At 42.7% G+C, this 24201-nt stretch carries 24 protein-coding genes and 1 pseudogene; 10 read left to right on the top strand and 15 right to left on the bottom strand.

Going from position 1 to position 24201, the window contains the following annotated elements:
• Window positions 1-4: 4 nt before the first annotated feature.
• The 4 genes from GPLA_RS05340 to GPLA_RS05325 all read right to left on the bottom strand — a co-directional run bounded on the left by GPLA_RS05340 (window position 5) and on the right by GPLA_RS05325 (window position 4495).
• Window positions 5-1513: an MFS transporter gene (locus GPLA_RS05340; RefSeq protein ID WP_007103829.1), complete on the bottom strand. Its 1509-nt coding sequence runs from the start codon at window positions 1511-1513 to the stop codon at window positions 5-7.
• A gap of 276 nt (window positions 1514-1789) precedes the next feature.
• Complete coding sequence (locus GPLA_RS05335) at window positions 1790-2875, bottom strand: GGDEF domain-containing protein (RefSeq protein WP_007103828.1); 1086 nt, start codon at window positions 2873-2875, stop codon at window positions 1790-1792.
• Window positions 2876-3064: 189 nt separating this feature from the next.
• The gene (locus GPLA_RS05330; RefSeq protein WP_007103826.1) at window positions 3065-3514 is read right to left on the bottom strand and encodes an acyl-CoA thioesterase; all 450 of its coding nucleotides are present in this window, start codon (window positions 3512-3514) and stop codon (window positions 3065-3067) included.
• A 219-nt stretch (window positions 3515-3733) separates the two neighbouring features.
• Entirely contained in the window at window positions 3734-4495 is a 762-nt protein-coding gene (locus tag GPLA_RS05325) for a rhomboid family intramembrane serine protease (RefSeq protein WP_007103825.1), read from the bottom strand.
• A gap of 227 nt (window positions 4496-4722) precedes the next feature.
• On the opposite strand from GPLA_RS05325, the gene GPLA_RS05320 reads away from it, so the two are divergent.
• The 4 genes from GPLA_RS05320 to GPLA_RS23105 are packed head-to-tail and all read left to right on the top strand — an operon-like array spanning window position 4723 to window position 7038.
• Entirely contained in the window at window positions 4723-5067 is a 345-nt protein-coding gene (locus GPLA_RS05320; protein ID WP_040513943.1) for an ArsC family reductase, read from the top strand.
• Window positions 5064-6194 (top strand): succinyl-diaminopimelate desuccinylase, encoded by a 1131-nt coding sequence (gene dapE / locus GPLA_RS05315; protein WP_007103823.1) that lies wholly within the window; start codon window positions 5064-5066, stop codon window positions 6192-6194. Before GPLA_RS05320 ends, dapE begins: the two co-directional genes overlap by 4 nt.
• On the top strand, window positions 6191-6886 hold the full coding sequence (locus GPLA_RS05310; protein WP_007103822.1) for a M15 family metallopeptidase: 696 nt from the start codon (window positions 6191-6193) through the stop codon (window positions 6884-6886). The genes dapE and GPLA_RS05310 overlap by 4 nt, the downstream gene beginning before the upstream one ends.
• Window positions 6883-7038, top strand: a complete 156-nt coding sequence (locus tag GPLA_RS23105) for a DUF2897 family protein (RefSeq protein WP_007103821.1) — start codon at window positions 6883-6885, stop codon at window positions 7036-7038. Before GPLA_RS05310 ends, GPLA_RS23105 begins: the two co-directional genes overlap by 4 nt.
• A 67-nt stretch (window positions 7039-7105) precedes the next feature.
• Here the strand turns inward: GPLA_RS23105 and GPLA_RS05305 are convergent, their stop codons facing one another.
• From GPLA_RS05305 to GPLA_RS05260, 10 genes are all read right to left on the bottom strand, one after another.
• Window positions 7106-7432 (bottom strand): heavy metal-binding domain-containing protein, encoded by a 327-nt coding sequence (locus GPLA_RS05305; protein WP_007103820.1) that lies wholly within the window; start codon window positions 7430-7432, stop codon window positions 7106-7108.
• A gap of 103 nt (window positions 7433-7535) precedes the next feature.
• Window positions 7536-8588 (bottom strand): succinylglutamate desuccinylase, encoded by a 1053-nt coding sequence (gene astE, locus GPLA_RS05300; RefSeq protein WP_007103819.1) that lies wholly within the window; start codon window positions 8586-8588, stop codon window positions 7536-7538.
• Between the two features lie 66 nt (window positions 8589-8654).
• Window positions 8655-9986 carry a putative bifunctional diguanylate cyclase/phosphodiesterase gene (locus GPLA_RS05295; RefSeq protein WP_007103818.1) on the bottom strand — a complete coding sequence of 444 codons (1332 nt, stop codon included), beginning with the start codon at window positions 9984-9986 and terminating at the stop codon, window positions 8655-8657.
• A 161-nt stretch (window positions 9987-10147) separates the two neighbouring features.
• Complete coding sequence (locus GPLA_RS05290) at window positions 10148-12643, bottom strand: glycogen/starch/alpha-glucan phosphorylase (RefSeq protein WP_007103817.1); 2496 nt, start codon at window positions 12641-12643, stop codon at window positions 10148-10150.
• Window positions 12644-12853: 210 nt separating this feature from the next.
• Window positions 12854-14503 (bottom strand): phosphoglucomutase (alpha-D-glucose-1,6-bisphosphate-dependent), encoded by a 1650-nt coding sequence (pgm, locus tag GPLA_RS05285; RefSeq protein WP_007103816.1) that lies wholly within the window; start codon window positions 14501-14503, stop codon window positions 12854-12856.
• A 13-nt stretch (window positions 14504-14516) separates the two neighbouring features.
• Entirely contained in the window at window positions 14517-15038 is a 522-nt protein-coding gene (locus GPLA_RS05280; RefSeq protein WP_007103815.1) for a negative modulator of initiation of replication, read from the bottom strand.
• Window positions 15039-15204: 166 nt separating this feature from the next.
• Window positions 15205-16275, bottom strand: a complete 1071-nt coding sequence (gene rlmM, locus GPLA_RS05275; RefSeq protein WP_007103814.1) for a 23S rRNA (cytidine(2498)-2'-O)-methyltransferase RlmM — start codon at window positions 16273-16275, stop codon at window positions 15205-15207.
• A 3-nt stretch (window positions 16276-16278) separates the two neighbouring features.
• Complete coding sequence (locus GPLA_RS05270) at window positions 16279-16650, bottom strand: DUF423 domain-containing protein (RefSeq protein WP_007103813.1); 372 nt, start codon at window positions 16648-16650, stop codon at window positions 16279-16281.
• Window positions 16651-16652: 2 nt separating this feature from the next.
• Window positions 16653-17339 carry an alpha/beta family hydrolase gene (locus tag GPLA_RS05265; RefSeq protein WP_007103812.1) on the bottom strand — a complete coding sequence of 229 codons (687 nt, stop codon included), beginning with the start codon at window positions 17337-17339 and terminating at the stop codon, window positions 16653-16655.
• On the bottom strand, window positions 17323-18234 hold the full coding sequence (locus GPLA_RS05260) for a transcriptional regulator GcvA (protein WP_007103811.1): 912 nt from the start codon (window positions 18232-18234) through the stop codon (window positions 17323-17325). Before GPLA_RS05260 ends, GPLA_RS05265 begins: the two co-directional genes overlap by 17 nt.
• Window positions 18235-18453: 219 nt before the next feature.
• On the opposite strand from GPLA_RS05260, the gene GPLA_RS05255 reads away from it, so the two are divergent.
• A complete protein-coding gene (locus GPLA_RS05255; protein ID WP_007103810.1) occupies window positions 18454-18738 on the top strand; it encodes a hypothetical protein in 285 nt (94 codons plus the stop codon).
• 106 nt (window positions 18739-18844) lie between these two features.
• Here GPLA_RS05255 and kdsA read toward each other — a convergent pair whose 3' ends face one another.
• Window positions 18845-19696 (bottom strand): 3-deoxy-8-phosphooctulonate synthase, encoded by an 852-nt coding sequence (kdsA, locus tag GPLA_RS05250; protein WP_007103809.1) that lies wholly within the window; start codon window positions 19694-19696, stop codon window positions 18845-18847.
• Between the two features lie 420 nt (window positions 19697-20116).
• Between kdsA and miaB the strand changes: the two genes are divergently transcribed.
• The 5 genes and pseudogenes from miaB to GPLA_RS05225 form a co-directional block, all read left to right on the top strand.
• Window positions 20117-21550, top strand: a complete 1434-nt coding sequence (gene miaB, locus GPLA_RS05245; protein ID WP_040513941.1) for a tRNA (N6-isopentenyl adenosine(37)-C2)-methylthiotransferase MiaB — start codon at window positions 20117-20119, stop codon at window positions 21548-21550.
• Window positions 21551-21578: 28 nt separating this feature from the next.
• A complete protein-coding gene (locus tag GPLA_RS05240; protein WP_007103806.1) occupies window positions 21579-22616 on the top strand; it encodes a PhoH family protein in 1038 nt (345 codons plus the stop codon).
• On the top strand, window positions 22613-23071 hold the full coding sequence (gene ybeY, locus GPLA_RS05235; protein ID WP_007103805.1) for an rRNA maturation RNase YbeY: 459 nt from the start codon (window positions 22613-22615) through the stop codon (window positions 23069-23071). Before GPLA_RS05240 ends, ybeY begins: the two co-directional genes overlap by 4 nt.
• 33 nt (window positions 23072-23104) lie before the next feature.
• Window positions 23105-23965, top strand: a complete 861-nt coding sequence (corC, locus tag GPLA_RS05230) for a CNNM family magnesium/cobalt transport protein CorC (RefSeq protein ID WP_007103804.1) — start codon at window positions 23105-23107, stop codon at window positions 23963-23965.
• A 14-nt stretch (window positions 23966-23979) separates the two neighbouring features.
• Window positions 23980-24201 (top strand): annotated as a pseudogene (locus GPLA_RS05225) (apolipoprotein N-acyltransferase); the annotation flags it as partial.

Here is a 24201-nt window from a genome sequence, read left to right as displayed (position 1 = left end):
TGGGTTATTGTGGAATTTTAACGCGCAGTGTCATAACACCTGCAATCAACATACTGAACCCACCTATAACTAAAGCGAATATAGGTTGGTTATCAAACACTTTTGTTATCAAAAAGCCCAATATGCTGGCAGCAAGTATTTGTGGAATAACGATAAAGAAGTTAAAAATCCCCATGTATACCCCCATTTTATTGCTGGGTAATACATTGGCTAATATGGCATAAGGTACAGACAATATTGAAGCCCACGCAAAACCAACGCCGACCATAGATAAGACAAGCCAAGCTGGATCGCGCACAAACCAGAATGAAATAAAGCCGATACCGCCTAAACTTAAATTAATTAAATGGGCGTACTGTAAATTAAGCTTTCTGACCACAAACGGGATCACAATGGCTGCGATTATAGATACGCCATTATAAGTGGCCATTAAAATCGACACCCAATCCGCCCCCTCGTTGTACGCTATCGAAGCTGTATCTCGGGAGGCGTAATGATGAGATGTCACCGCCGAATTGGTATAGATCCACATGGCGAACAGGGGAAACCATGAAAAAAACTGCACGACAGCCAGTTGTCGCATGGCTTGTGGCATAGCGAATAAATCTCCGAGTACCTGTGCAAAACCGTTTTTTGTGTACTGTTTGTGAGCCATATATCCGCCCACAAACTGACAGAAACCAAACGCTATTAAGCCGCCGGCTAAAATATATAAATTTTTATCTAACGCCTCTATATTTACAAAAATCAGCCCTAACAAGACGAGACCTATCAGCGTAAATATAGAACCACCTTTGAAATACTGTTTTGCACTGCGCGCGGATACACTTGGCGTAGCCTGCTTGTCGAAATGCGCTTGAGCTGCGTCAAACGCAGCTAGCTGCTCAGGAGAGTACTCTTTTGTAGACACAACCGTCCACAAAACAGCAAGTAAAAATATACTGCCGCCGGCATAAAATGAAAATTTAACTGAATCAGGTACCATCCCCGGTGCTGCGGTGTTTGCGATATCGAACCAATTTGTCATCATCCAAGGTAAAGCCGATGCCACTACCGCACCGACACCAATGAAAAAGGTTTGCATGGCATAACCACTGGCCCGTTGCTTAGGAGGCAACATATCGCCGACAAACGCCCGAAAGGGTTCCATTGAAACGTTAATAGATGCATCCATGATCCACAGCATGCCTGCGGCAAACCACAAAGTCGGAGAATTTGGCATCACAAACAACGCGCCACTGGCTGCTATTGCACCCCATAAAAAATATGGCCGTCTGCGACCTAAGCGATTCCAAGTGTTGTCGCTTAGATAGCCAATGATCGGTTGTACCACTAACCCCGTAATCGGCGCAGCAACCCATAAAACGGCTAAATTACTGTAATCCGCGCCAAGAGCTTCAAATATCCGACTAACATTAGAATTCTGCAAAGCAAAACCGAATTGTATACCGAGAAAGCCAAAGCACATGTTCCAAATTTGCCAAAAGCTCAACTGTGGTTTTGTTTGCTGCATGAATGTGTCTCTTTTTGTACGTATTAGAATGTAAAACACAACGGCTTACGTCATTGCGTGAGGCCCCTGTAAGCTAGAGTCGATGATGAATAATAGCTTTCTATGTCGGCGTATAAATCAAACGAGGCTATGTTAATAGATCGTTAGCACAGCCTAATGGCAAGACTATCCTTTGTCACAATATAGAAACAAGTTTTTGCATACGTATTCAGCATATATAGTCAACGTAATGCTCTAAATATGGCTCGTGAAATAGAGAAATGGCGTAAGGGAAAATCACAATACGATTTTAAAACCGGCTTCTTTTTTAGCAAGATACATTTTTTGATCAGCCAGATGTATCAGTTGCTTCACACTAACAAATTCCGATGCCCCCGTTTCTGCAATCCCCATACTGAATGAATACGTAGGATAACGAGCCTGAAATGTCGTGATAAGTTTTTCACAAACTTTCTGCGCCTCTTGGGCATTACACTCGAGTAACACTAAGCAAAATTCATCGCCACCATACCGACAAGCAATATCTGTTTGCCTTACACATTGGCGCAATGTTTGCGCTATATCCTTGAGGACTTCATCTCCTTTAATGTGTCCTTCTGTATCATTAATTTTTTTAAAATGATCCACGTCGAAGTAAACCAAAGATAACTTGGTTTGGCGACGCTTTGCTAATGCCAACTCTTTATCAAGCATTTCCTGCATGGCACTGATATTGTAGATTTGAGTGAGAGGATCAAGGCGTACTTGTTGCATCAGATCTTTTGTGCGCTGAGCAATAGCTAATTCGAAATTTCCCACCAGTTCTTCATTTTGCCGGCGCAAGGTGTCAATTTCAGCTTTCAAATGAGACAAATGGCTATCTACACACAATTCAATATCAAACTGCAATAATTGGCTAATCGCTAGGCAAATGGGTTCCTTATGGAGATTTAGTCTAATATCGTGTGCCACAAGCTTAAGGAGCAAGCCTTTAAGCGTATCGATAAACTGAACAAAGGTGACTGCCGGTACCCCGATATTTTTATATAGAATAATCAATTCAATGCGATGACTGATGTATTGCTGATCGTATTCATTGGTAAATATACCCTGAATATATCGTTCGAGCATGCCACGTAAATCTGTCGATAGATTGTACGCTTGTGTACGTAATGTCACATCAGCCATTTGAGGGTGTCTAGAAAGCACCTTATCAATGATGTCCGGCACCTGCTCAGTTATCGGCAACTGGCAAAGCATTAACATCTCCTTAACACTGTCATTGCCTATCATTAACTGATTTAAACGCTCAACAGTGACTCTAGAACTAACAAGCATTGCGCTGAGCAATGCATTATCACTTTTGCGGTTTTGAGGTGCCATGACGATCCTTTTTTATTATTATTTTTATGGCGAATGAGCGATTAGCTGTATTTGCAGCTAGGCACATAACTAAGACTAAGCCATGAGCTAATTGATGATATTTAAGCAAATTACCATAGCAGAGAATGTAGTATTATAATAAGTACAAATTGGAGCTACCCGACTAAAGTCTACCCTAGGCGATTACATTTAATTTTGCGCTAAATCCCCTGCATGATTAATTGAAATAGTCCCCCCATTATTGCTAAATGCATCTCGTAAGCTCTGGGGAATTGACGTCTTAGCAAATGTTTTTGCATCAACACATACATAGGTAATATCAGCATTAGCGATAAGCCGATTCGTTGCTTGATGGGTCAGTTCAACCTGACAGGTGAAAGAGGTGTTACCAACTTTGAGTACCTGAACTCTCGCCCTGATAACATCATCAAATCGTCCAGATGACTTCCAACTAATATTAAGATTCACTACCTGAGTATCGTAACCTTGCTGGATCAAAGTTTCGAATCCGCCGTAGAACGCGCGAAAATACTCAGTCATAGTAATATCTACATAGTCGCCGTAGCGAGCGTTAAACACCACACTTTGCATATCACACTCACCATAACGCACACGAAAATAGTAATTAAAATCAAGCATATTTATAAATTACAAATAATTAACATAAACAAGGATGTTACTGGGTTAATTACTAAAACTCTAGTAAAAACAAACAGTAAGAATTAATACAAATGAAAACATGCGCTATAACTAATAAAAATATGCACGCAACAGGTTACGCATAACCTATAATCCTTCGATGCGCTTTGTCAGGACAGTGAAGACAAGTAGATTTAAGCTCGGATATAACGTCTTTATTTAATCTTTGAATCTTACATCCACAGAAGAACTATTTGGTCGAGGGGCTTGGGCTTCCTCAGGCAATGACTCCGACGAAGCACCAAGGGACGCGCTATGCTCATCTGATCCAGCTTGTGCGTTATCGATGCGCCATGCATCCCCTATAATTGGGTCGTCGATTTCACTCGATTGATGCTCCCACGGGTAGGTTTTGATTTGTGGTTTTGGATCCATACGAAACCAAACCAGCGCAACAAGCGCACCATTAATGCCACCAAACAAATGATATTCAAATGAGATACCTGGCTCTCGGGGGAATATACTCATGGTCATCCCACCGTACATGAAAAACGCAATCATCATAATAGCCACCGACGACTTGTCTCTACGTAAAATGCCCACTACTAACAAATAAAAAAATATACCGTGAGTGATGCCACTGGCGCCTAAATGATAAGCATCCCGAGCAAATAGCCAAACACCAAGACCGGACATTAGCCACACACTAACCAAAACACGAATTCGCGATCGAGGATAACCATATAACAGCGCGGTTAGCAGCACCAATAACGGCAAACTGTTACTGAAAATATGCTCTAACGAACCATGAACAAGTGGGGCGGTAATAATCCCCAACACGCCAGCACGCGAATGCGGATAAACAGCGAACATATGTAGATCGAGCGAGAACAGAATTTCAGCTGACTTAATACACCACAACAGCAATACAAAAGTTATGCTGGCTAGAATACTATTGGATAAACGTTTAGATAAATTCATTAATATAATGTGTGGTACAAAACGCGGAATAAAAGGCGGTAAGCCAATATATGTTGCGATAATTAGTACTAACTCATAACAAAGTATTTATGAAAAACGTGAAAGAAAAAGCAGGAATGAATATTCGCTTTGCATTTACCAGCAAACTATCGTTTCTCCTTTACCCTACCCGTCTAATCTCGTTATAGTTAGCGGCTAAATTATTTTATCAGGTGGCAAATCAATCCATGGCAATTATGTACGGTATAAAAAACTGTGACACCATTAAAAAAGCACGAAAATGGTTAGTATCAAATGATATTGAATATCAATTTCACGATTATCGCGCAGACGGTGTTGATCCAAAATGGTTAGCAGACGTTGAAGCGGTTGTTGGCTGGGAGGTCCTATTAAACAAGCGCGGCACCACTTTTCGACAATTACCCGACGCACAAAAAGAAAATTTAGTAAAAGACACTGCCCTAGCCCTAATGCTTGAAGCGCCCGCTATGATAAAACGCCCCTTGCTGATCCATCAGGACCAGCATGTAGTTGGATTTAAAGACGCCATATACCAAGAGATATTCAAATGAGCTGTGAAGTACTCACATTAACCGAAGAATTAATTAACCGTCAGTCTGTCACACCAGAGGACGCTGGCTGTCAGCAGTTAATGGCTGATTATCTGCAGCCTCTGGGTTTCAATATTGAACCTATGGTATTTGAAGATACCACCAATATGTGGGCACGAAAAGGTAACAGCGGCTCGCTATTTTGCTTCGCAGGGCACACGGACGTAGTACCAACGGGCCCTGCGAATAAATGGAAATTTCCGCCATTTACCGCAACGCAGCACGAGGGGCAATTGTACGGTCGCGGCGCTGCCGACATGAAAGGCAGTTTGGCCGCTATGCTAGTGGCAACAAAAGCTTTTGTAAGCAAACATCCTGAACATAGTGGCTCAATTGCATTTCTGATTACCAGTGACGAAGAAGGCCCTTTCATTAACGGTACGACCCGCGTAATTGATACATTAGAAGCCAGAAACGAAAAAATGACATGGTGCCTGGTAGGCGAGCCATCGAGTACTACATTGGTCGGAGATGTGGTTAAGAATGGCCGCCGCGGCTCACTCACTGGCGATATTATCGTCAAAGGTATACAAGGACATGTGGCCTACCCTCATCTAGCCAAAAACCCCATTCATCTTTCAGCCCCAGCATTTGCTGAATTGGCTAACACCCATTGGGATGATGGCAACGTCTCATTCCCACCCACTAGCTTTCAAGTTTCTAATATCAACTCAGGTACAGGCGCAGGTAATGTTATTCCCGGCGACTTGGCTGCTTGCTTTAACTTTCGTTTTTCAACCGAAGTAACTGACAAACAACTAATAGCACGGGTAACCACGATTTTAGATAAGTACGATTTTGAATATCAGATTGACTGGACGTTCAATGGTCAGCCATTTTTGACTGATTCAGGTAAATTGGTTGATGCCACCCAAGCCGCCATAAAAGCCGTCACCGGAAGAGAAACCCAATTATCCACCGCAGGTGGCACCTCAGACGGACGTTTCATCGCCCCAACTGGTGCGCAAGTTATAGAGCTCGGGCCAGTAAATGCCACCATTCATAAAATTGATGAAAATGTTAAAATTACTGATCTAGCTGAGTTGGCAAAAATATACGAAAGCATATTGGAAGGACTACTGACTTGATTACCCTAGCACATTCGTTAGGGATTGATGCCTCGCATTTATGCGAGGCGCAAGATGGCCATCGCCTTGAGAAACAAACCTATGACGCTTTTGTACGAATGCAAAAAGCCGCTCAAAAAGACGACATAGACATCAGTATCGCCAGTGGTTTTCGCGATTTTACCCGTCAAAAACTAATCTGGGATCAAAAATGGCAAGGTCAACGACCACTTTATTCCGCGCAAGGGCAACTACTAGATGGTGCCACGCTCGGTGTAGAGCAAAAGATTGCAGCAATACTAACATGGTCAGCGCTGCCAGGTGCGAGCCGTCATCATTGGGGCACGGACCTAGATGTCTATGATCGTATCGCGATAAATAAATCGGGACAAAAATTACAATTAGTTCCAGATGAGTATTGCCAGAATGGGCCTTGTAGTCCCCTGAGTCAGTGGTTAATTGAACATGGGGATACATTTGGTTTTTACCTGCCTTACCGAGTATATAATGGCGGCGTATCAGCAGAGCCTTGGCATATTAGCTATCGTCCCGTGGCAGAAAAAATACAACAGCTACACACCCTATCGGGCCTACATGACCTTATTGCGACAGAGCACCTTTGTGGACAAGACCAAATACTAAGTCGTTTGCCAATGCTCTATCAGAGGTACATACTCAACCGTGGAACAAACGCAATGAAAGGACAGAAATGAATATTTGGATAGTCGTCGGGATCATAGTAGTGGTACTCGGATTCATCTTAGGCAATATATTTTTATTACAACAAAGTGCCAAGACTAAACTGCCAAAACCGACAAAAGATAACAACGATAATTTTGATGACGACGACTGGGATAAGAAATAAGCCCGTCGGTAAACGGGTGTGGGTGATTAGCCTAACATTCAAGTACTAGATAATTGTAAACGAGTGATTATACATCGACGCATTGCACCGCAGTGCCACTGATACTCACCATCAACATACTGCCACCTTTACCGACAACCTCATAATCAATATCGATACCCACAACTGCATTGGCGCCCATTGAACGAGCCTCTGATTCAAGTTCACGAAAGCCTATTTTACGGGCATTGGTTAACTCATCTTCATAGGCCCCTGAGCGCCCACCAACTACATCACGAATAGCGGCAAATATATCGCGAAAAACATTTGCCCCCATAACGGCTTCACCGACAACTATGCCGCAGTAACGCTCTATTTTTTTCCCTTCAATATTGGGGGTGGTTGTCATGATCATAATCTTTCCTTGGCGATTTACCCTATTAATGATTTACGTTAGCAAATAATCGCTAAATGACTCATTTGATTAGAAGACAATTTTGTAACAAAACTCGCATAGTTTACTCAATATTGGTCGGAACGACTGTCAAAATAGCCCTTTGTCCTATGGCAACATTTGCGTTTGGGAAAACCACTGCTTCACCGTCATACTGTGCTCTAAATTCACAGCCTGTTTCGTGAGCCAGTAATGTTCCGGCTGTAAAGTCGCTAAAGTTAGGTAAATCATCGGCAAAATCCAGCGCAAAATCATTTTGACTTTTATTGATGACTTGATTGACCTGATAAATAGAGAAATCTCCATTATTGAATGATTTAACCTCAATAGCTTGGCCGCAAATAAAACGCTTCATGGTGTTTTGAACCTGACTAAAACGGGTCATATCATTTTGTCCGAAAGCCTGTACCTTGCCCAATTCAACGGTAAACGCGTGGGCATCAAACTGGTGAGACGAAAAGTAACTAAAAGTCGTTGTCGCGCTTCCCGATAGTAAGAAAGTATCAATGCCGCAGGCAAGTAAAAAACTCAATTGCTCACGGCTATGTGCTTTACCATGTAGAAACGGATAAACCGCAAATTTCTCGTTCTTAGAAGGGCGAATAGCCGTATGCAGATCGTAATGATAACGGGTTTCCTGGGCTCCACCGAGATTAAAAAATTGTGCTACAGACTCCTCTAACTCTTTGGCTCTAGCAACTTCATATGTGTTTGCATTAGCCTGCACGTTAGCGTGAGCGCCACTAAACAATCGATTTAAATTTTCTTTTATGAAGCGTGTTCCTGTCTCCATGGCGGGCAAATTACCAAAAATAAATAAAACCCGGTGAGCCACCGCTATGTTACCAAGAAGAATATCAGACACGTACTGCTCACAAATCTCTATGGGTGCAGTTTCATTACCGTGGATCCCACAAGACAAGATAATGGCTTTATCGCCTGGTACCTGAGGCGTGAACGAAATGATCCCCGGGCCTTGAATGCAAACCTTAGTATTATTCGCTAACGAAAAATTCACTCGATTTTTCAGTGCGTCGGGTTGCTGTCGCGACATTGTCAGAAACTGTCCATTTTCTAACAAGCTGTTGATCATTATAGAGATGTCTTGTGTATGCATAAATGCCCTGCTGGCTTTGGTTAATAACGTGAGTATTTCACTGGTTCGCTTGCTACGGATTACGTGTTAGCCGTGACGCTTATTATCTGTATCCGTACGACGTGCGTGAGAATTACCCACAATAAAGTCTTGTTGGGTTAACGCTATAAATTCAGGCAAGGGTACCGCTCTGGAAAACAAAAACCCTTGACCTTCGACTATACCAATTTCACGTAAAACATGAAGTTGATGAATATTTTCAATCCCCTCAGCAACCACTTCGCAGTTCGCTGCTGTGGCAATTAATTTAGATGCTTCGATGACTGCTCGGTTGATTGGGCTTTCACCTAATTCCATGACAAAAGTTTTGTCTACTTTGATGGTATCCAGTTCGATGTTGCGCATATAGGCCAAGTTGGAATAACCTTTACCAAAGTCATCAATGGCAACAGAAACGCCCAGCGCACGTATTTGTGTGAGTTGAGTAGTCACACCGAAAGAATTCGACAAAGCAACGTCTTCGGTCAACTCGATCTCAATCTGCTTAAGGTCTACGGCATAAATACGGGCAAATCGCGCTAAATGATCGACGAAGTGTGGATCATATAATTGAGTAGGTGACATATTAACTGACAGCTTGAGATGAATATTAGCCGCGGTCAGTTGTTGGGCTCCCTTAAACGCAGCTTCAAGGACCCAATAACCCATTTCGTTCATCATATTGTAGGATTCAGCAGCTTCGATCAGTGCTCCTGGAAACAATATGCCGTCTAAAGGATGATTCCAGCGTAATAAGCACTCGGCGCCAGTGATCTGAAGGGTACGTAAATTGACTTTGGGTTGATAGTAAATCTCTAATTCGTTATGCGACAAGGCACGCTTTAAATCTGCCTTGAGGGTAATTGAACGACTATTATCCGGTTTATCAACCAAACTCATATAACAGAAATTGTCATAACGATTTTGCTTAGCTTGCTTAAGCGCTGATTCTACCCGAGTAAAAAACTGACTTGCCGCCACGGCTGATTCTTCATTGGATACGCCACCCACGTTAAAATCAGCAATAAACGAATGGTCGCCTACCGCAATAGGGGTTTTAAAATGATCAATAAGATGAATATAGAAGCGTTGCAGCTGAACTTGGCTAAATTTACCAGGTATCACTAAGCCAAAGATATCCCCACTGATACGCCCCAGATGAGCATCATGTCCGGCAAATAAATAACAAATTCGATTCGCAATATTAAGTAGCAATTCGTCGCCAAGTTCGTAACCAAAACTACTGCTGACGTCAGAAAAACGCACCACGTCTATCAATAACATGGAGTGATGAGGGTTTTTCTTAAGCATCTTATCGATTAACGCTAGAAAAACATGTCGATTAGGTAAAGTCCGCAACGAATCGTGAACTGGCTTCATGCAGTTAAGTGAACCCCGAATGCTTCTGACACTGAGTGTCTATTCTAATTAGGAAAACAAAGTCCAAACTATCGTTCAGACTTTCCATATATGACCTTAGTCTACAGGAAAATGGCTTGGGTTAAAGCCATTCTGTTGTTAAACATAGGATCAGGATAAGACTATTCCACCTCGCATGGAACGAGTTTCCAGATACGTTCTACATAGTCCTTTATTGAGCGGTCAGAGGTGAATTTCCCCATACGAGCGGTGTTTAAAATCGCCATCTTTGCCCACTTAGCGCTATCTTTATACGCTTTGTCTGCCAGTGCTTGCGCATCACTATATGACACAAAATCGGCTAACACTTTATACGGGTCGCCTCCTTCTAACATACTGCGTTTCAGTGATGATAATGCGCCCGGTTTACCTGGGGTAAAGTAATCACTGTCTAACCAGTCAAGTACCGCTTTAAGCTCACGGTTGTTGTCATAATAATCAAACGGGTTGTATCCTTTGCGGTCAAGCGTTTCAACTTCATCCACAGTAAGACCAAATATAAAGATGTTCTCGTCCCCTACTTCTTCAGCAATTTCAATATTTGCACCATCTAATGTGCCCACCGTTAATGCACCGTTTAACGATAACTTCATGTTCCCCGTGCCGGATGCTTCTTTGCCTGCCGTCGAAATTTGCTCTGATATGTCCGCCGCAGGAATCATTTTCTCCGCCAAGCTCACGCGATAATTAGGCAAAAACACCACTTTTAATTTGTGATTGACTCTGGGGTCATTATTGATTTTTTCAGCCACTTTATTAATGGCATAAATAATATCCTTGGCCAATTTGTATCCCGGTGCAGCCTTAGCGCCAAACAAAAATACTCGTGGGTGAATATCGTACTGGGGATTTTCCAATAAACGACGATATAACGCCATTATATGTAACAAGTTTAAGTGTTGACGTTTGTACTCATGTAAACGCTTTATCTGCACGTCAAAGATAGCATTGGGATCAATTTCAACGCCCGTTAGGGTGAATACTTCTTTGGCAAGTTGAGTCTTATTATCATGTTTAATTTTCATAAACTGTTTTTGGAACTTAGCGTCATCGGCAAATTCGGCCAACCCCTGTAACTTGTGCAAATGCAACGGCCAATCGTTACCTATCTTGCCGTCAATCAATTGTGATAAAGCCGGGTTACAGGCCTTTAACCAGCGCCGGGGCGTAATGCCGTTGGTTACATTGGTCAATTTATCAGGCCACATATGATTAAATTCAGGAAACAAATCTTTTTTAACCAGAGCAGAATGGATTTCGGCCACACCATTGACGGCAAACGAACCGATAACCGATAGGTTACCCATACGCACCATTTTTTCGGCACCTTCTTCAATAATTGACAATTTCTGTTTGATTGCATTGTTGCCTGGCCACACCGCTTCCACTTGATCCATAAATCTATGGTTGATTTCATAAATAATTTCTAAATGCCGGGGTAATATTTTTTCAAACATACGGGCTGGCCATTTTTCTAACGCTTCAGGCAATAAAGTATGGTTGGTATAGGCAAATGTTTTGCTACAAATGCTCCATGCATAATCCCAGTCTAATTCGGCGCGATCGATTAAAATTCGCATCAATTCAGGTATCGCCACCGCAGGATGTGTGTCATTTAATTGAATCACCACTTGCTCTGAAAAACGGCTCCAATCGTCTCCGTGAGCACGCTTGTAACGGCGAATAATATCTTTTAACGAACATGCGCTGAAGAAATACTGTTGAATAAGGCGTAGTTCTTTGCCTGCTTCTGTTTCATCGTTCGGATAAAGTACTTTGGAAATGGTTTCAGCTTGCACATTTTCTTTTTGCGCATCGACGTAGCCCCCGGCATTAAAAACATCCCAGTTGAAATAATCTGACGCTTGGCTTTGCCACAAGCGTAAGACGTTAACCGTTTTTCCACCGTATCCAACAACGGGAATATCCCAAGGTAATCCTTTAACAATGTGACCAGGATGCCACTCTTTGCTGACGCGGCCATTTTCACCGTATTTTGTTTCAACATAACCAAATAAGGGAATGTCTTGGATAGACTCTGGGCGACAAATCTCCCAGGGATTACCATAATCTCGCCAACTATCTGGGCGTTCAATTTGTTCACCATTTTTAATTTCTTGGCGAAATAAACCATGCTCGTAATGCAGACCATAACCAACAGCAGGTAAATCAAGGGTAGCAAGCGAGTCAATAAAACAGGCCGCGAGACGCCCTAAGCCACCATTACCCAACGCCATATCTTGTTCTTCTTCCATGATATCAGTTAGATTTACACCCAGTTCATTGAGCGCTTTTTCAGTTTGCTCAAATAAACCTAAATTATGTAGGTTGTTTGAGGTCAGTCGACCCATTAAAAATTCCGCAGAAAAATAATGCACGGCTCGAGTATCATTGAGATAATGAGATTTCTGTGTTTTACGCAACCCTTCCAGCACATGCTCTTGCACAGAAGCACATGTTGCTTTCCACCAAGCATGATTGTTCGCTTTGTTTTCATCTGTGCCTAATGAGCAATGCAAGTGTTTGACGATAGCCGCTTTAAGTTCTGCTTTGTTTAGCGGTGTGCTACTGGACCCAACGGTTTTTTTAGTTCCTCGTTTAATGCTTTTTGTTGTCATTGTGCTGCCTCAACCAATACTTGTTAAAAAACGGTTAATATCATGGAGATACATTCCGTAATAAAATTACAAAAATAAACTGAGAATAGTTTTAGCAGGAATATCGGGATTAATCTGTTAAAAATCGGTTAAATAAACAAAAAAGGCGGTTGAATACGTATTCAACCGCCTTTTGCAAAAGGTAAAACAAACAATATGGTTACATGTTTATTAGGTTACATTTTCAAATATACGTGCAACTAGTTTTTGTGCTTCTTCGATCAAAAGCTGTAAATGCTTTTCACCATTGAAGCTTTCTGCATATATTTTATATATCTCTTCTGTACCTGAAGGGCGCGCCGCAAACCAACCATTTTCCGTGGCAACTTTAACACCACCAATAGCGGCATTATTTCCGGATGCATGGGTTTGAATAGAGATAATCGGCTCCCCTGCAAGGTCTGTTGAGGTAATCGCGTTTTTGTCCGCTTTGCTCAATGCTTGTTTTTGTGCATGAGTCGCCGCCACATCGATACGAGTGTAAAGCGGTGCGCCAAACTTCTCGGTAAAAGCTTGATAATGCTCACTGGGATCTTTGCCAGTAACGGCTAGAATTTCAGCCGCTAATAAACACAAAATAATACCGTCTTTATCCGTAGCCCAAGGCTTACCATTACGACGCAAGAATATTCCACCTGCGCTTTCCTCACCGGCAAAGCCAATTTTGCTGTTAAGCATTCCCTGCACAAACCATTTAAACCCTACTGGCATTTCAGCAACGGTTAACCCTGCATCTAATGCAACCCGATCAATCATACTGCTAGACACAAGTGTCTTGCCGACCTTTAAATCTGCAGGCCATTCTTTTCGATGAGAGTATAAATATTCTATGGCTACCGCGAGGTAATGATTCGGATTCATTAAACCGTTGGTTTTAGTCACGATACCGTGACGATCAAAGTCGGGATCATTACCAAACGCTAAATCAAAGCGATCTTTTAAATCTATCAAACCCGCCATGGCATATTGTGACGAACAGTCCATACGGATTTTGCCATCTTTATCACGGCGCATAAAACCAAACTGATGATCAACTTTACGGTTAACCACATCAATATTTAAACCGTAGCGCTTAGCTATTTTATCCCAATAATGTAGACCTGCTCCGCCAAGTGGATCCGTACCTAACTTCAATCCTGCATTTGCAATAGCCTGCATATCAACAACTTGATCAAGCTGATTAATGTAATTATCGGAGAAGTCGACTTCTTGTACCAAACCAGTATCACAGGCGATTTGGTAGGACATGCGTTTCACACCTTGTAAATCAGCTTGAATTAGCGCATTTGCACGGGCTTGAATCTGATTAGTGACATCGCTATCAGCCGGGCCACCATGGGGTGGATTATACTTAAATCCACCGTCTTCAGGCGGATTATGGGATGGTGTAATAACCACGCCATCAGCTAACCCTGTGTCTTTTCCGTCGTTGTAATCTAATATTGCATGGCTAATAACTGGCGTAGGTGTATAACCACGTTCTTGTTGAACGACCAGCTTTACTTGGTTAGCTGCCAATACTTCAATTGCAGTAGTAAATGCAGCTTCAGAGAGCGCGTGGGTATCCATGCCAACGTACATTGGCCCAGTGATACCATTAGCATCACGATACTCGGCTAGGGCCTGGCTAATCGCAGCAATGTGGGTATCCGTAAAGGTATTTTTAAACGCACTCCCCCTGTGCCCAGAGGTACCAAAAGTGACCCCTTGGCTTACATCACTTTTATCAGGTTTATTGCTGTAATAGGCACTAATTAAATGCGCCACATTAACGAGTTGTTCTTGTGCCGCTGGTTTACCTGCTTCTGAGTGAATAGCCATGTTGTTCCCTTAGTTAGTCTTCATATAATTCCGGGGCGAATAATACAGCTAAGCGTTGTGCATCATCAGTGCTATAGCCTAAAACATCGGCTACTTCTTTTAACAACGATGCTTTTTTAGCCGTATTATTATTGGTCATAACCCAAAATGTAGATTCGCCGATCTGTTTTGGGTTTGTCACGCTACTGGCTTGTAACAAGGTGTCTTTGTCTTTGGCAAAATACACGCGGTTTCGACCACTTAACGTAAGTACTTCATCGAACTGGGCACCGTGAAGGTTTTCGAGTACCGATAAAATCTTTATAAATCGCTCAACCATCTTAGGATATTCGCGTAATTCTTCCGTAGTTATCTGGCTAAACACATTGCCAGTTGGCACTATACGCCCAGTTTGCTTGGTGCTAACAGCTTGTTTTAGCACGCTGCCTTGTGGCATGACTAAGCGCCTGAGTATATCCGATGCCGTCTCACCAATATGTTGGGTTTGAGAGGCTATATAGGCGTATAAATCGTCTTCTATTTCTATATTCTTCATTTCGTGTCACTACACTGTCTATGTTCTGGTCATTATTATACTGATCGCTAACGTCTACGCACTGATTAATTCAGTATATTGGCAAGGTTAATTGCTCAACGTAGACAACTTAAGCTCTTGTTTTTACGTATTTTAACTTGATGTTCTTTAGCCCCCCTAACGAAGTTTAGGCTTTCAATCTTAGGTGCACTGTCACTTCTTCTCGGTCATGATAAAGGTGCTTCACACTTAAATCATACGGCCCCGCGTGATGTTGATCAATGCATTGATCAATGATCGCTAAAGCTTCTTTGATAGATTCATAACGTTTTTTCATCGGCAGTTTCAGATTGAACATGCTTTCCTGACAACGTTTGGTTGCGACCCAAGTTGCCATTAATTTAGCTACGCGCTGTGGCTGCTCAATCATGTCGCAGACCAACCAATATACATTGTTCTTGCGCGGCTGAAATTTAAAACCGTCCTCAGGGCAATATCGTACTTGCCCGGTAGCCATCAATGCTTCGTCCATAGCGCCATTATCAACCGCTTCAACAAACATTCCGCGTTTCACCAGCTGATATGTCCAGCCACCTGGGCAAGCTCCCAAATCCACGGCATGTAAGCCACCTGACAGACGTTTGCCGTGTTCCTTTTTGGGAATGAATAATTGAAAGGCCTCGTCAAGCTTCAATGTTGAACGGCTCGGGGCTTCGTTTGGAAACTTCAAACGCAAAATGCCTAATGGATGAGGCGAGTTATTTTGCGGATAGGAATAGCCAACAAGCGCCGTGGTACTGTCCTCAAAGTAAACGTGACACACAGGTAACTTATTGTGTTCGAGTGGCGTTAATATGCCTTTCCCTCTCAAGGTTTGTCTGAGCGGTACACTAATTTTACGGCAAAATTTTGATATTTCACGACCGTCAGTACTGTCAGCATGTTCAACGCGCAATTCCCCACATTCAGGGAACTCGATACACGCCTGCAGAATCGGCCCGATACGATCGCTCGTATCTAATTGTTCACAGCGTTCAGTAAAGGCAAAAAGTTGGCGAGCAAATATCAAACTGGTCAACGCTAACGATTTAGCTAACGTTTGCGCACCCTCAGCCTGATAACAATGAAATAATACCAAACCGCTGTTTGTTTTAAGCTCAGGGTAACCGAATACCTCAAGTGCTGCGCTCTTCTCAATTACTTCGTTGGCTAAGTCTTTCTCAAAACCGGTACGACAATATAATGCTAATCCCGCCATTAATTATTTTAACCCTTTAAATGCTGCAAAAATGAATAACGCCCATGCGATAATAAAACATAAGCCGCCAATGGGTGTAATCGGACCAAACCATTTGCTGCCGGTGACGGCCAATAAATATAGGCTACCACTAAATAAGACCATACCTGCGGTCATAAAACCTGCAGACCATACTAACAATGAGCTTGGCATAACCTGCGCGACTAAAACCAGTAAAATTAGCCCCAAACTATGGTACATCTGGTATTGCACGCCGGTTTGAAACACCGCAATCAAACTCCCAGATAACTGACTTTTAAGCCCATGGGCTGCAAACGCCCCTAAAACGACTGCCAGCATTGCAGTAAATGCCCCAACGATAAGATAGATCTTCATATTCAACTGCCTTCTATAGGTGCGTTATGCTGGAAAAAATATGTTTTGTCTTTTACCGCTGAACTGCGTTGCCCAGCGATTATTTGCCGAATAAATTCACTACTTGTCGCAATAGCCTGGATAATGTGTTGCGCTTGGCTAAAGCCAGATTTTTTACGCGGCTTAAAACTATGATCTCCGTCCTCTAAAAACAACAACCTAATACTGTCAGGCAATGCATATTCGCTTACTTCTTCTTGTGTGCCAAACGTATCTCGGCAGCCCTGCACCACCAATAGCGGCTTGCCCAATGTGTATAAATGCTCAGTACGTAACTTATCTGCTTTACCAGGTGGATGAAATGGGTAGCCAAAACATATTCCGCCAAGAGCAGGCGACGCATCGAGTATCATAGATGCGACACGACCGCCCATAGATTTACCGCCAATAAATAACGGTAACGATGAATCAATTCCCTCGATTACATGATGATAATAAGCTTGTAATTTTGGCATTCTATCTGGGGGCTGTCGACGGTCTAACGCCACTGCTTTTTGCATATATTCAAAGTCAAAGCGGGTAACCTGGATGTGCTGTTGAGCGAATAATTTAGCGGCTAACGCCATAAAATCACTGTTCATCCCTGCCCCCGCGCCATGCGCTAACACTAATTGAGCAATGGGCGTCTTTACCTCACTGATTAAAGTCATCGTTATCCTGTTCATCTTTTACTTGGCTTTGTAACCAGTGGAGAAATGCCACAATTTTTCCTAAATCAGCTTGGGACTGATGACAGACAGCGTAATAGGCATTCGTGGCAATTAGGCGTTCGTCAAATGGACACACCAAACGACCCGATTCAATTTCAGGGCGGGCAAGTACACTGTGACCCAGTGCGATCCCTTGGCCTAGCGCGGCGGCTTGTAAAACTAACATGGAATGACTAAAAATCGCACCTTGGTTAACGTTTATACCAGGTATACGAAAGTGTTTTATCCAGTTTTTCCACGCCTCTCTTGATGAATCATGCAACAGCAGATGATGGCGTAAGTCTTCGAGTTTTTCTAACGGCTTTTGACCCTGAAATAATAAAGGTGAGCACACAGGGGTAAGATACTCAGTGTGTAACTTCTGTACATAGACATTCGGCCACTTACCACGACCGTAATATATTGCCACATCGACGTCGTCGGTTAAAAAACCTTCATCAAAATCCACTGCTTTTATGCGTATATCGATATCAGGGTTGGATTGGCTAAATTGATTTAACCGAGGAACCAACCACTGAATAGCAAAACTAGGCGGCAAAGCCACCGTAATTGCGCCTTTTTCGCCACGCGCCAATAACCGTTGCGTCGCTTCATGTAACGCTTGAAATATGTCTTTTAAATCTAAGTAATAGCCTTGGCCTTCTTCGGTGAGTAGCAATGACCGATTCTTGCGCATAAACAGTTTCATGGACAGAAACTCTTCCAAGGACTTAATTTGATGACTAACTGCGGCTTGAGTAACAAACAATTCGTCTGCAGCCCGGGTAAAACTTAAATGACGTGCGGCGGCTTCAAACGCTTTTAGGGCATTAAGGGGCGGTAATCTGCGACTCATAAGGGCAATACAGGGAGAATTTGATCAAAGTGTAGCATCATTAGTTTTTCTAATCCATGACCATACTTATTGTCATTTTATTAACGGGGATTTATTGGTTACTATTTAATCCGTCAAAGGTAAAACCTCTTTTAAAACAAGGGTTAACATAATGCGTATTTATTTAACAATTAAGTGAATATGTTTACATAAAACATTAATATACTTTAGGTGATAATTATGAAAAATCGTAAAAATTTAGTTTTAAGCAGTTTATTTGCATTAGTATTCAGCCAACAGTCTTTTGCTCAGGAATTCGACCTTACCTCTATGTATGTAAGTGAGCAAATCGAAGCCGGGTTGCAAACCATGCTAGCCGATATGAGCAATGCCAATGGTACACAAGGATTAAACAAGATCATTGCCGGTCTTGAAGACAGTCTTAACGGCCTACAGCACGCTGTAGTGCGAACGAATGACGAACGTGGTGGCAATGCCCCACAAACTGCGACCTTATCAGAATAACCTTGTGTTAATCATTTAAAATATTAGCGCATTATTATCTAGACGTTCTGAGCATACGGAAAATAACTGTATGCTCAAAACCTCTCAGAACTAACTAGTTCATCGACTAATTAGCACTGGTATCCAATGGTGCAAACCCCTTCACTAATTCGTCTAACGCTAACATTTGTTGTAAATAAGGTTCTAACTTATCCAACGATAAGGCACAAGGCCCGTCACACTTCGCTTCATTCGGATTAGGGTGAGCTTCAATGAATAAACCCGCAAGCCCAAGCGCCATACCACTTCTGGCTAATTGAGCCGCCTGAGCACGACGTCCGTCAGCAGAATCTGTGCGTCCTCCAGGTTTTTGTAACGCATGTGTAGCATCAAAAATGACCGGCGCATATTGTTTCATTTCATCCATACCAAGCATATCAACAACCAAGTTGTTATAACCAAAGCTTGAACCTCGTTCGCACAGGATGATTTTGTCATTCCCTGCTTCCATAAATTTAGTAATAATATGACGCATTTCGTGGGGTGCTAAAAACTGTGGTTTTTTCACATTAATGATGGCGTTTGTTTTTGCCATGGCGACCACAAGATCAGTTTGGCGTGCTAGAAATGCGGGCAATTGAATAACGTCTACCACCTCGGCAACCGGAGCGGCTTGAGCTGGCTCATGCACATCCGTGATCAGAGGAACATCAAACGTGGCTTTAATTTCGGCAAAAATCTCTAAACCTTTGTCCATTCCTGGCCCACGGTAAGCGTTAACAGATGAACGATTCGCTTTATCAAATGACGCTTTAAATACATATGGGATCCCCAGCTTACTTGTGATCTCTTTGTAGTGCTCCGCGATACGCATGGCCATGTCTCGAGACTCCAAAACATTCATACCACCAAAAAGTACGAACGGTTTGTCATTAGCAACCTTAATGTCACCAACTGAAATTGAGTGTAAATTATTCATTTATTACGCCTTTGAAAAATCTTAGGGCGCAAGAATAGCAAGGCTGTCAAGACTTGCATACTGCATTATGACAGTAGCTAACAGCCCTATACTCTTGTCACAATTTTCTGCGCAGTATCATTATTCGTACTTTGCTTAGCAGATTAAATTGCATAACTATTCAAGGCGTTTTTTATCATCCACTCAGCGTGGGCGTAAAGGTGCGGCTAAATAATTAACAACGAATGGATTCAGGTTGTATTTTGCGCGCAAATCACCGGATAAAACTAGCGAAAGACAAGAATAACCCGTAAAATGTGCGGTTCGATTTTGCTCATCTATCATGAAACTTCGTTACTAATGGTTTCTCGGCTGGGCACGACAAGATTACATTGCTCTAAATAAGCATAGATTTCACATCAAAGGTAAGTACACAGCGTTATGACTAAAAAACTTTTTATTAAAACTTGGGGCTGTCAGATGAACGAGTACGACTCCCAGAAGATGGCTGACCTATTGGACTCGACCCATGGATATCAAGTTGCAAACACCGCTGAAGAAGCCGATGTGATTTTGTTAAACACCTGTTCTATCCGTGAAAAAGCCCAGGAAAAAGTATTTCATCAATTAGGCCGTTGGAAACACCTGAAGAAAGACAAACCTGAACTCATCATAGGTGTAGGTGGTTGTGTCGCCTCCCAAGAAGGTCAAGTTATTCGTCAGCGTGCTCCATTCGTTGATTTGGTATTTGGCCCACAAACGTTGCATCGTTTGCCAGAAATGATTAATCAGATTAAAGGCGGCAGTTCATCCGTTATTGATATTAGCTTCCCTGAAATAGAAAAATTCGATCGCCTACCCGAACCAAAAGCGGATGGACCGACGGCGTTTGTGTCGATTATGGAAGGCTGCTCTAAGTACTGTACTTTCTGTGTCGTTCCTTACACTCGAGGTGAAGAGGTCAGTCGACCAGTGGATGATGTGCTCTTAGAAGTCGCACAATTGGCTGAGCAAGGGGTACGAGAAGTTAATCTACTTGGCCAAAACGTTAACGCATTTCGTGGGCCTCACCATGACGGCGCAATATGTACCTTTGCCGAACTACTAGAAATGGTTGCCTCAATCGATGGAATAGACCGCATTCGTTACACAACATCGCACCCTGTTGAATTCACTGACGACATTATCGATGCCTACGCGACTATTCCTGAACTAGTTGATCATTTGCATCTGCCGGTTCAGTCTGGTTCAGATCGTGTATTAAATTTGATGAAACGCGGTCATACCGCAATAGAATATAAATCAAAAATTCGTAAGCTTAAAAAAATTCGCCCAAATTTGAGCATGTCTTCTGATTTCATTATCGGCTTTCCAGGGGAAACTGATGCTGACTTCGAAGCAACAATGGATTTAATTCAAGCCATGGACTTCGATTTAAGCTTTAGTTTTATCTACAGTGCGCGTCCAGGAACACCTGCAGCTGATTTACCGGATGACGTAACCGAGGACAGCAAAAAAGTGCGTCTACAGTTGTTGCAAAATCGCATTACCCAACAAGCTCTGCGTATTGCCCGTAATATGGTTGATAGTGAGCAGCGTATATTGGTAGAAGGGCCCTCTAAGAAAAATCCAATGGAGCTTTCTGGACGTACTGAAAATAATCGCGTCGTGAACTTCGAAGGTACACCCGATATGATTGGAGGATTTGTAGACGTAAGAATTACAGACGTGTTCGCCAATTCGTTACGCGGGGATGTATTACGTAAAGAAGCGGATATGAATTTACGTATTGCCGTTGCACCGCAAGCTATATTGGCAAAACAAACGAACAAAACCGACGCCATAGGCGTCGCCCAGTTCGTACCTTCACTTTGATTTAAAATTAACAACCGAGAGAGAACGATTGAGTAACCTTATCAGTAATGAAATATTTTTAGAGCCATCTGACCATAAACGCTTAATGAGTTTATGCGGACCATTCGATGACAACATTAAACAAATAGAGCGTCGTCTTGGGGTAGAAATTACCTATCGCAATAATGAGTTTAAAGTCACAGGTCAGCCTCTTCAATCAAGTGGCGCAGCTCAGCTGTTAAAATTGCTTTATATTGAAACCCAACCAGTACGCGGTGAAATTCCTGATTTGGAATCCGAGCAAGTGCACTTGGCCATCCAAGAAGCTAAATGTTTAGAGCGTGCTGAAGCTGGTCATTACGGAAAAGAAGTACATATTAAAACAAAGCGTGGCGTGATTAAGCCGCGCAACCCAAACCAATCTAAGTATGTCAGTGATATTTTGACCCATGACATTAGCTTTGGAGTTGGCCCTGCGGGTACCGGCAAAACCTATCTGGCTGTCGCTGCAGCAGTCGACGCCTTAGAACGTCAAGAAGTTCGCCGTATTTTACTCACTCGACCCGCGGTTGAGGCTGGGGAAAAACTTGGTTTTTTACCTGGTGATTTGTCGCAAAAAGTGGACCCTTATTTACGCCCACTTTACGATGCATTATTTGAAATGCTAGGTTTTGAAAAAGTGGAAAAACTCATTGAACGTAATGTCATCGAAGTGGCGCCTCTTGCCTACATGCGTGGCCGTACTTTGAACGACGCCTTTATCATTTTAGATGAAAGCCAAAATACCACGGTAGAGCAAATGAAAATGTTCCTTACCCGTATCGGTTTTAATTCTAGGGCCGTCATCACAGGCGATATTACTCAGGTTGATTTACCTAGAGGCACCCGTTCTGGATTGCGTCATGCCATTGAAGTGTTAAAAGAAGTAAATGACATTTCATTTAACTTCTTTAACGCGAATGACGTTGTACGCCACCCTGTGGTCGCGCGAATTGTTATGGCTTATGAAGATTACGAAGTACAGCAAGAACGTATTCGAATACAAAAGAAAGCCGAACATACTGGCCAACAAAGCGATAACCAGTGAGCGCAATTCTAGACTTACAAATCGCCTGTGACTCGCCAAACTTGCCTTCGGCGCAGGACATACAAACATGGCTTGATGGGGTATTCACTGCGCAAAATGTGCCTGAGAATGAAATCACCGTGCGCATAGTTGATGCACAAGAAAGCCAAGCACTTAATCTGGCTTATCGTGGCAAAGATAAACCAACCAATGTACTGTCGTTTCCGTTTGAGGCGCCGGTAGGCATGAGTCTGGATTTGCTCGGTGATTTGATAGTATGTGCCAGCGTTGTGGCCGCTGAGGCCACTGAGCAGCATAAAGAATTACAACATCACTGGGCCCATATGATCGTTCATGGAACCTTGCATTTACTTGGCTTTGACCATATAGACGATGATGAAGCACAACAGATGGAAGACCTTGAGGTTGCAATTCTTAAACAGTTTTCGATTGACGACCCTTACCAAGATCAATGATGATAACCATTCAAACCATAATTTAACGAGATCATGAGCGAAGATAACCCCCCCTCTACTAACGGTTCTGCCAATAAAGGTTGGTTGGATAAAATAGTCCAATCATTCACGGGAGAACCGAAAAATAAAGACGAACTCTTTTCTGTCATCACAGATGCCGAACAACGAGAAGTCATCAATCAAGAAACCCGTGAAATGATCGAAGGCGTCATGGAAGTGAGCGAGATGCGTGTCAGAGAAATTATGATACCCCGAGCGCAAATGACCACTATCGACATTACGGAAACCGTGGACAAATTTCTACCCATTATGCTTGACTCGGCGCATTCACGCTTTCCGGTGATAAGTGAAGATAAAGATCATATAGAAGGTATTCTGCTGGCCAAAGATTTACTCAAGTATGCCTTTTTGCCTGGCAAAGAATTCGAATTAAAGAATATTCTGCGTCCCGCTGTCATCGTCCCAGAAAGTAAACGCGTGGATGTGTTGCTAAAAGAATTTCAGCAAAAACGCTTTCATATGGCCATAGTGGTGGACGAATATGGCGGTGTATCTGGTCTTGTGACCATTGAGGATATTCTTGAGCTGATTGTTGGTGAAATTGAAGACGAGCACGACGCAGAAGAAACCAACACAGATAATATACGTGCGCTCAACAAACAGACATACTCGGTTAAAGCACTTACTGAGCTTGAAGATTTTAACGCCTTTTTTAAAACCAAATTTGACGAAGAGGAAGCCGACACCATAGGCGGTATTGTGCTCAAGGCATTTGGTCATATGCCAATGCGTGACGAAAAAGTTAATATCGATGGGTTTATTTTTACCGTTTCGAATTCAGACTCCCGCCGCCTGATCCAATTAAAGGTCACTATTCCCGACTCAGAAGATTAGGTGCCCTAACGCGCATGTTGTATATTTTATCATTACTTGTTGGAGCGAGCTTAACCTTAAGCTACGCTCCTTTTTCATATTGGGCTGTCATGCCCATCGGCCTCACCGCCTATTTATGCCTACTTTATAAAGCCCGAACGGAGCAAGCCGCTAAACTCGGGTTTAGTTTTGGTTTAGGTTGGTTTGGCGCAGGTATTAGCTGGGTACATGTCAGTATTGCCGATTTTGGTGGTTTG

Source organism: Paraglaciecola polaris LMG 21857 (genome assembly GCF_000315055.1).
Lineage (GTDB): Bacteria > Pseudomonadota > Gammaproteobacteria > Enterobacterales > Alteromonadaceae > Paraglaciecola > Paraglaciecola polaris.
Note: the sequence above shows the minus strand (reverse complement) of the source record. Positions and strands in the feature narration are given on the sequence as shown.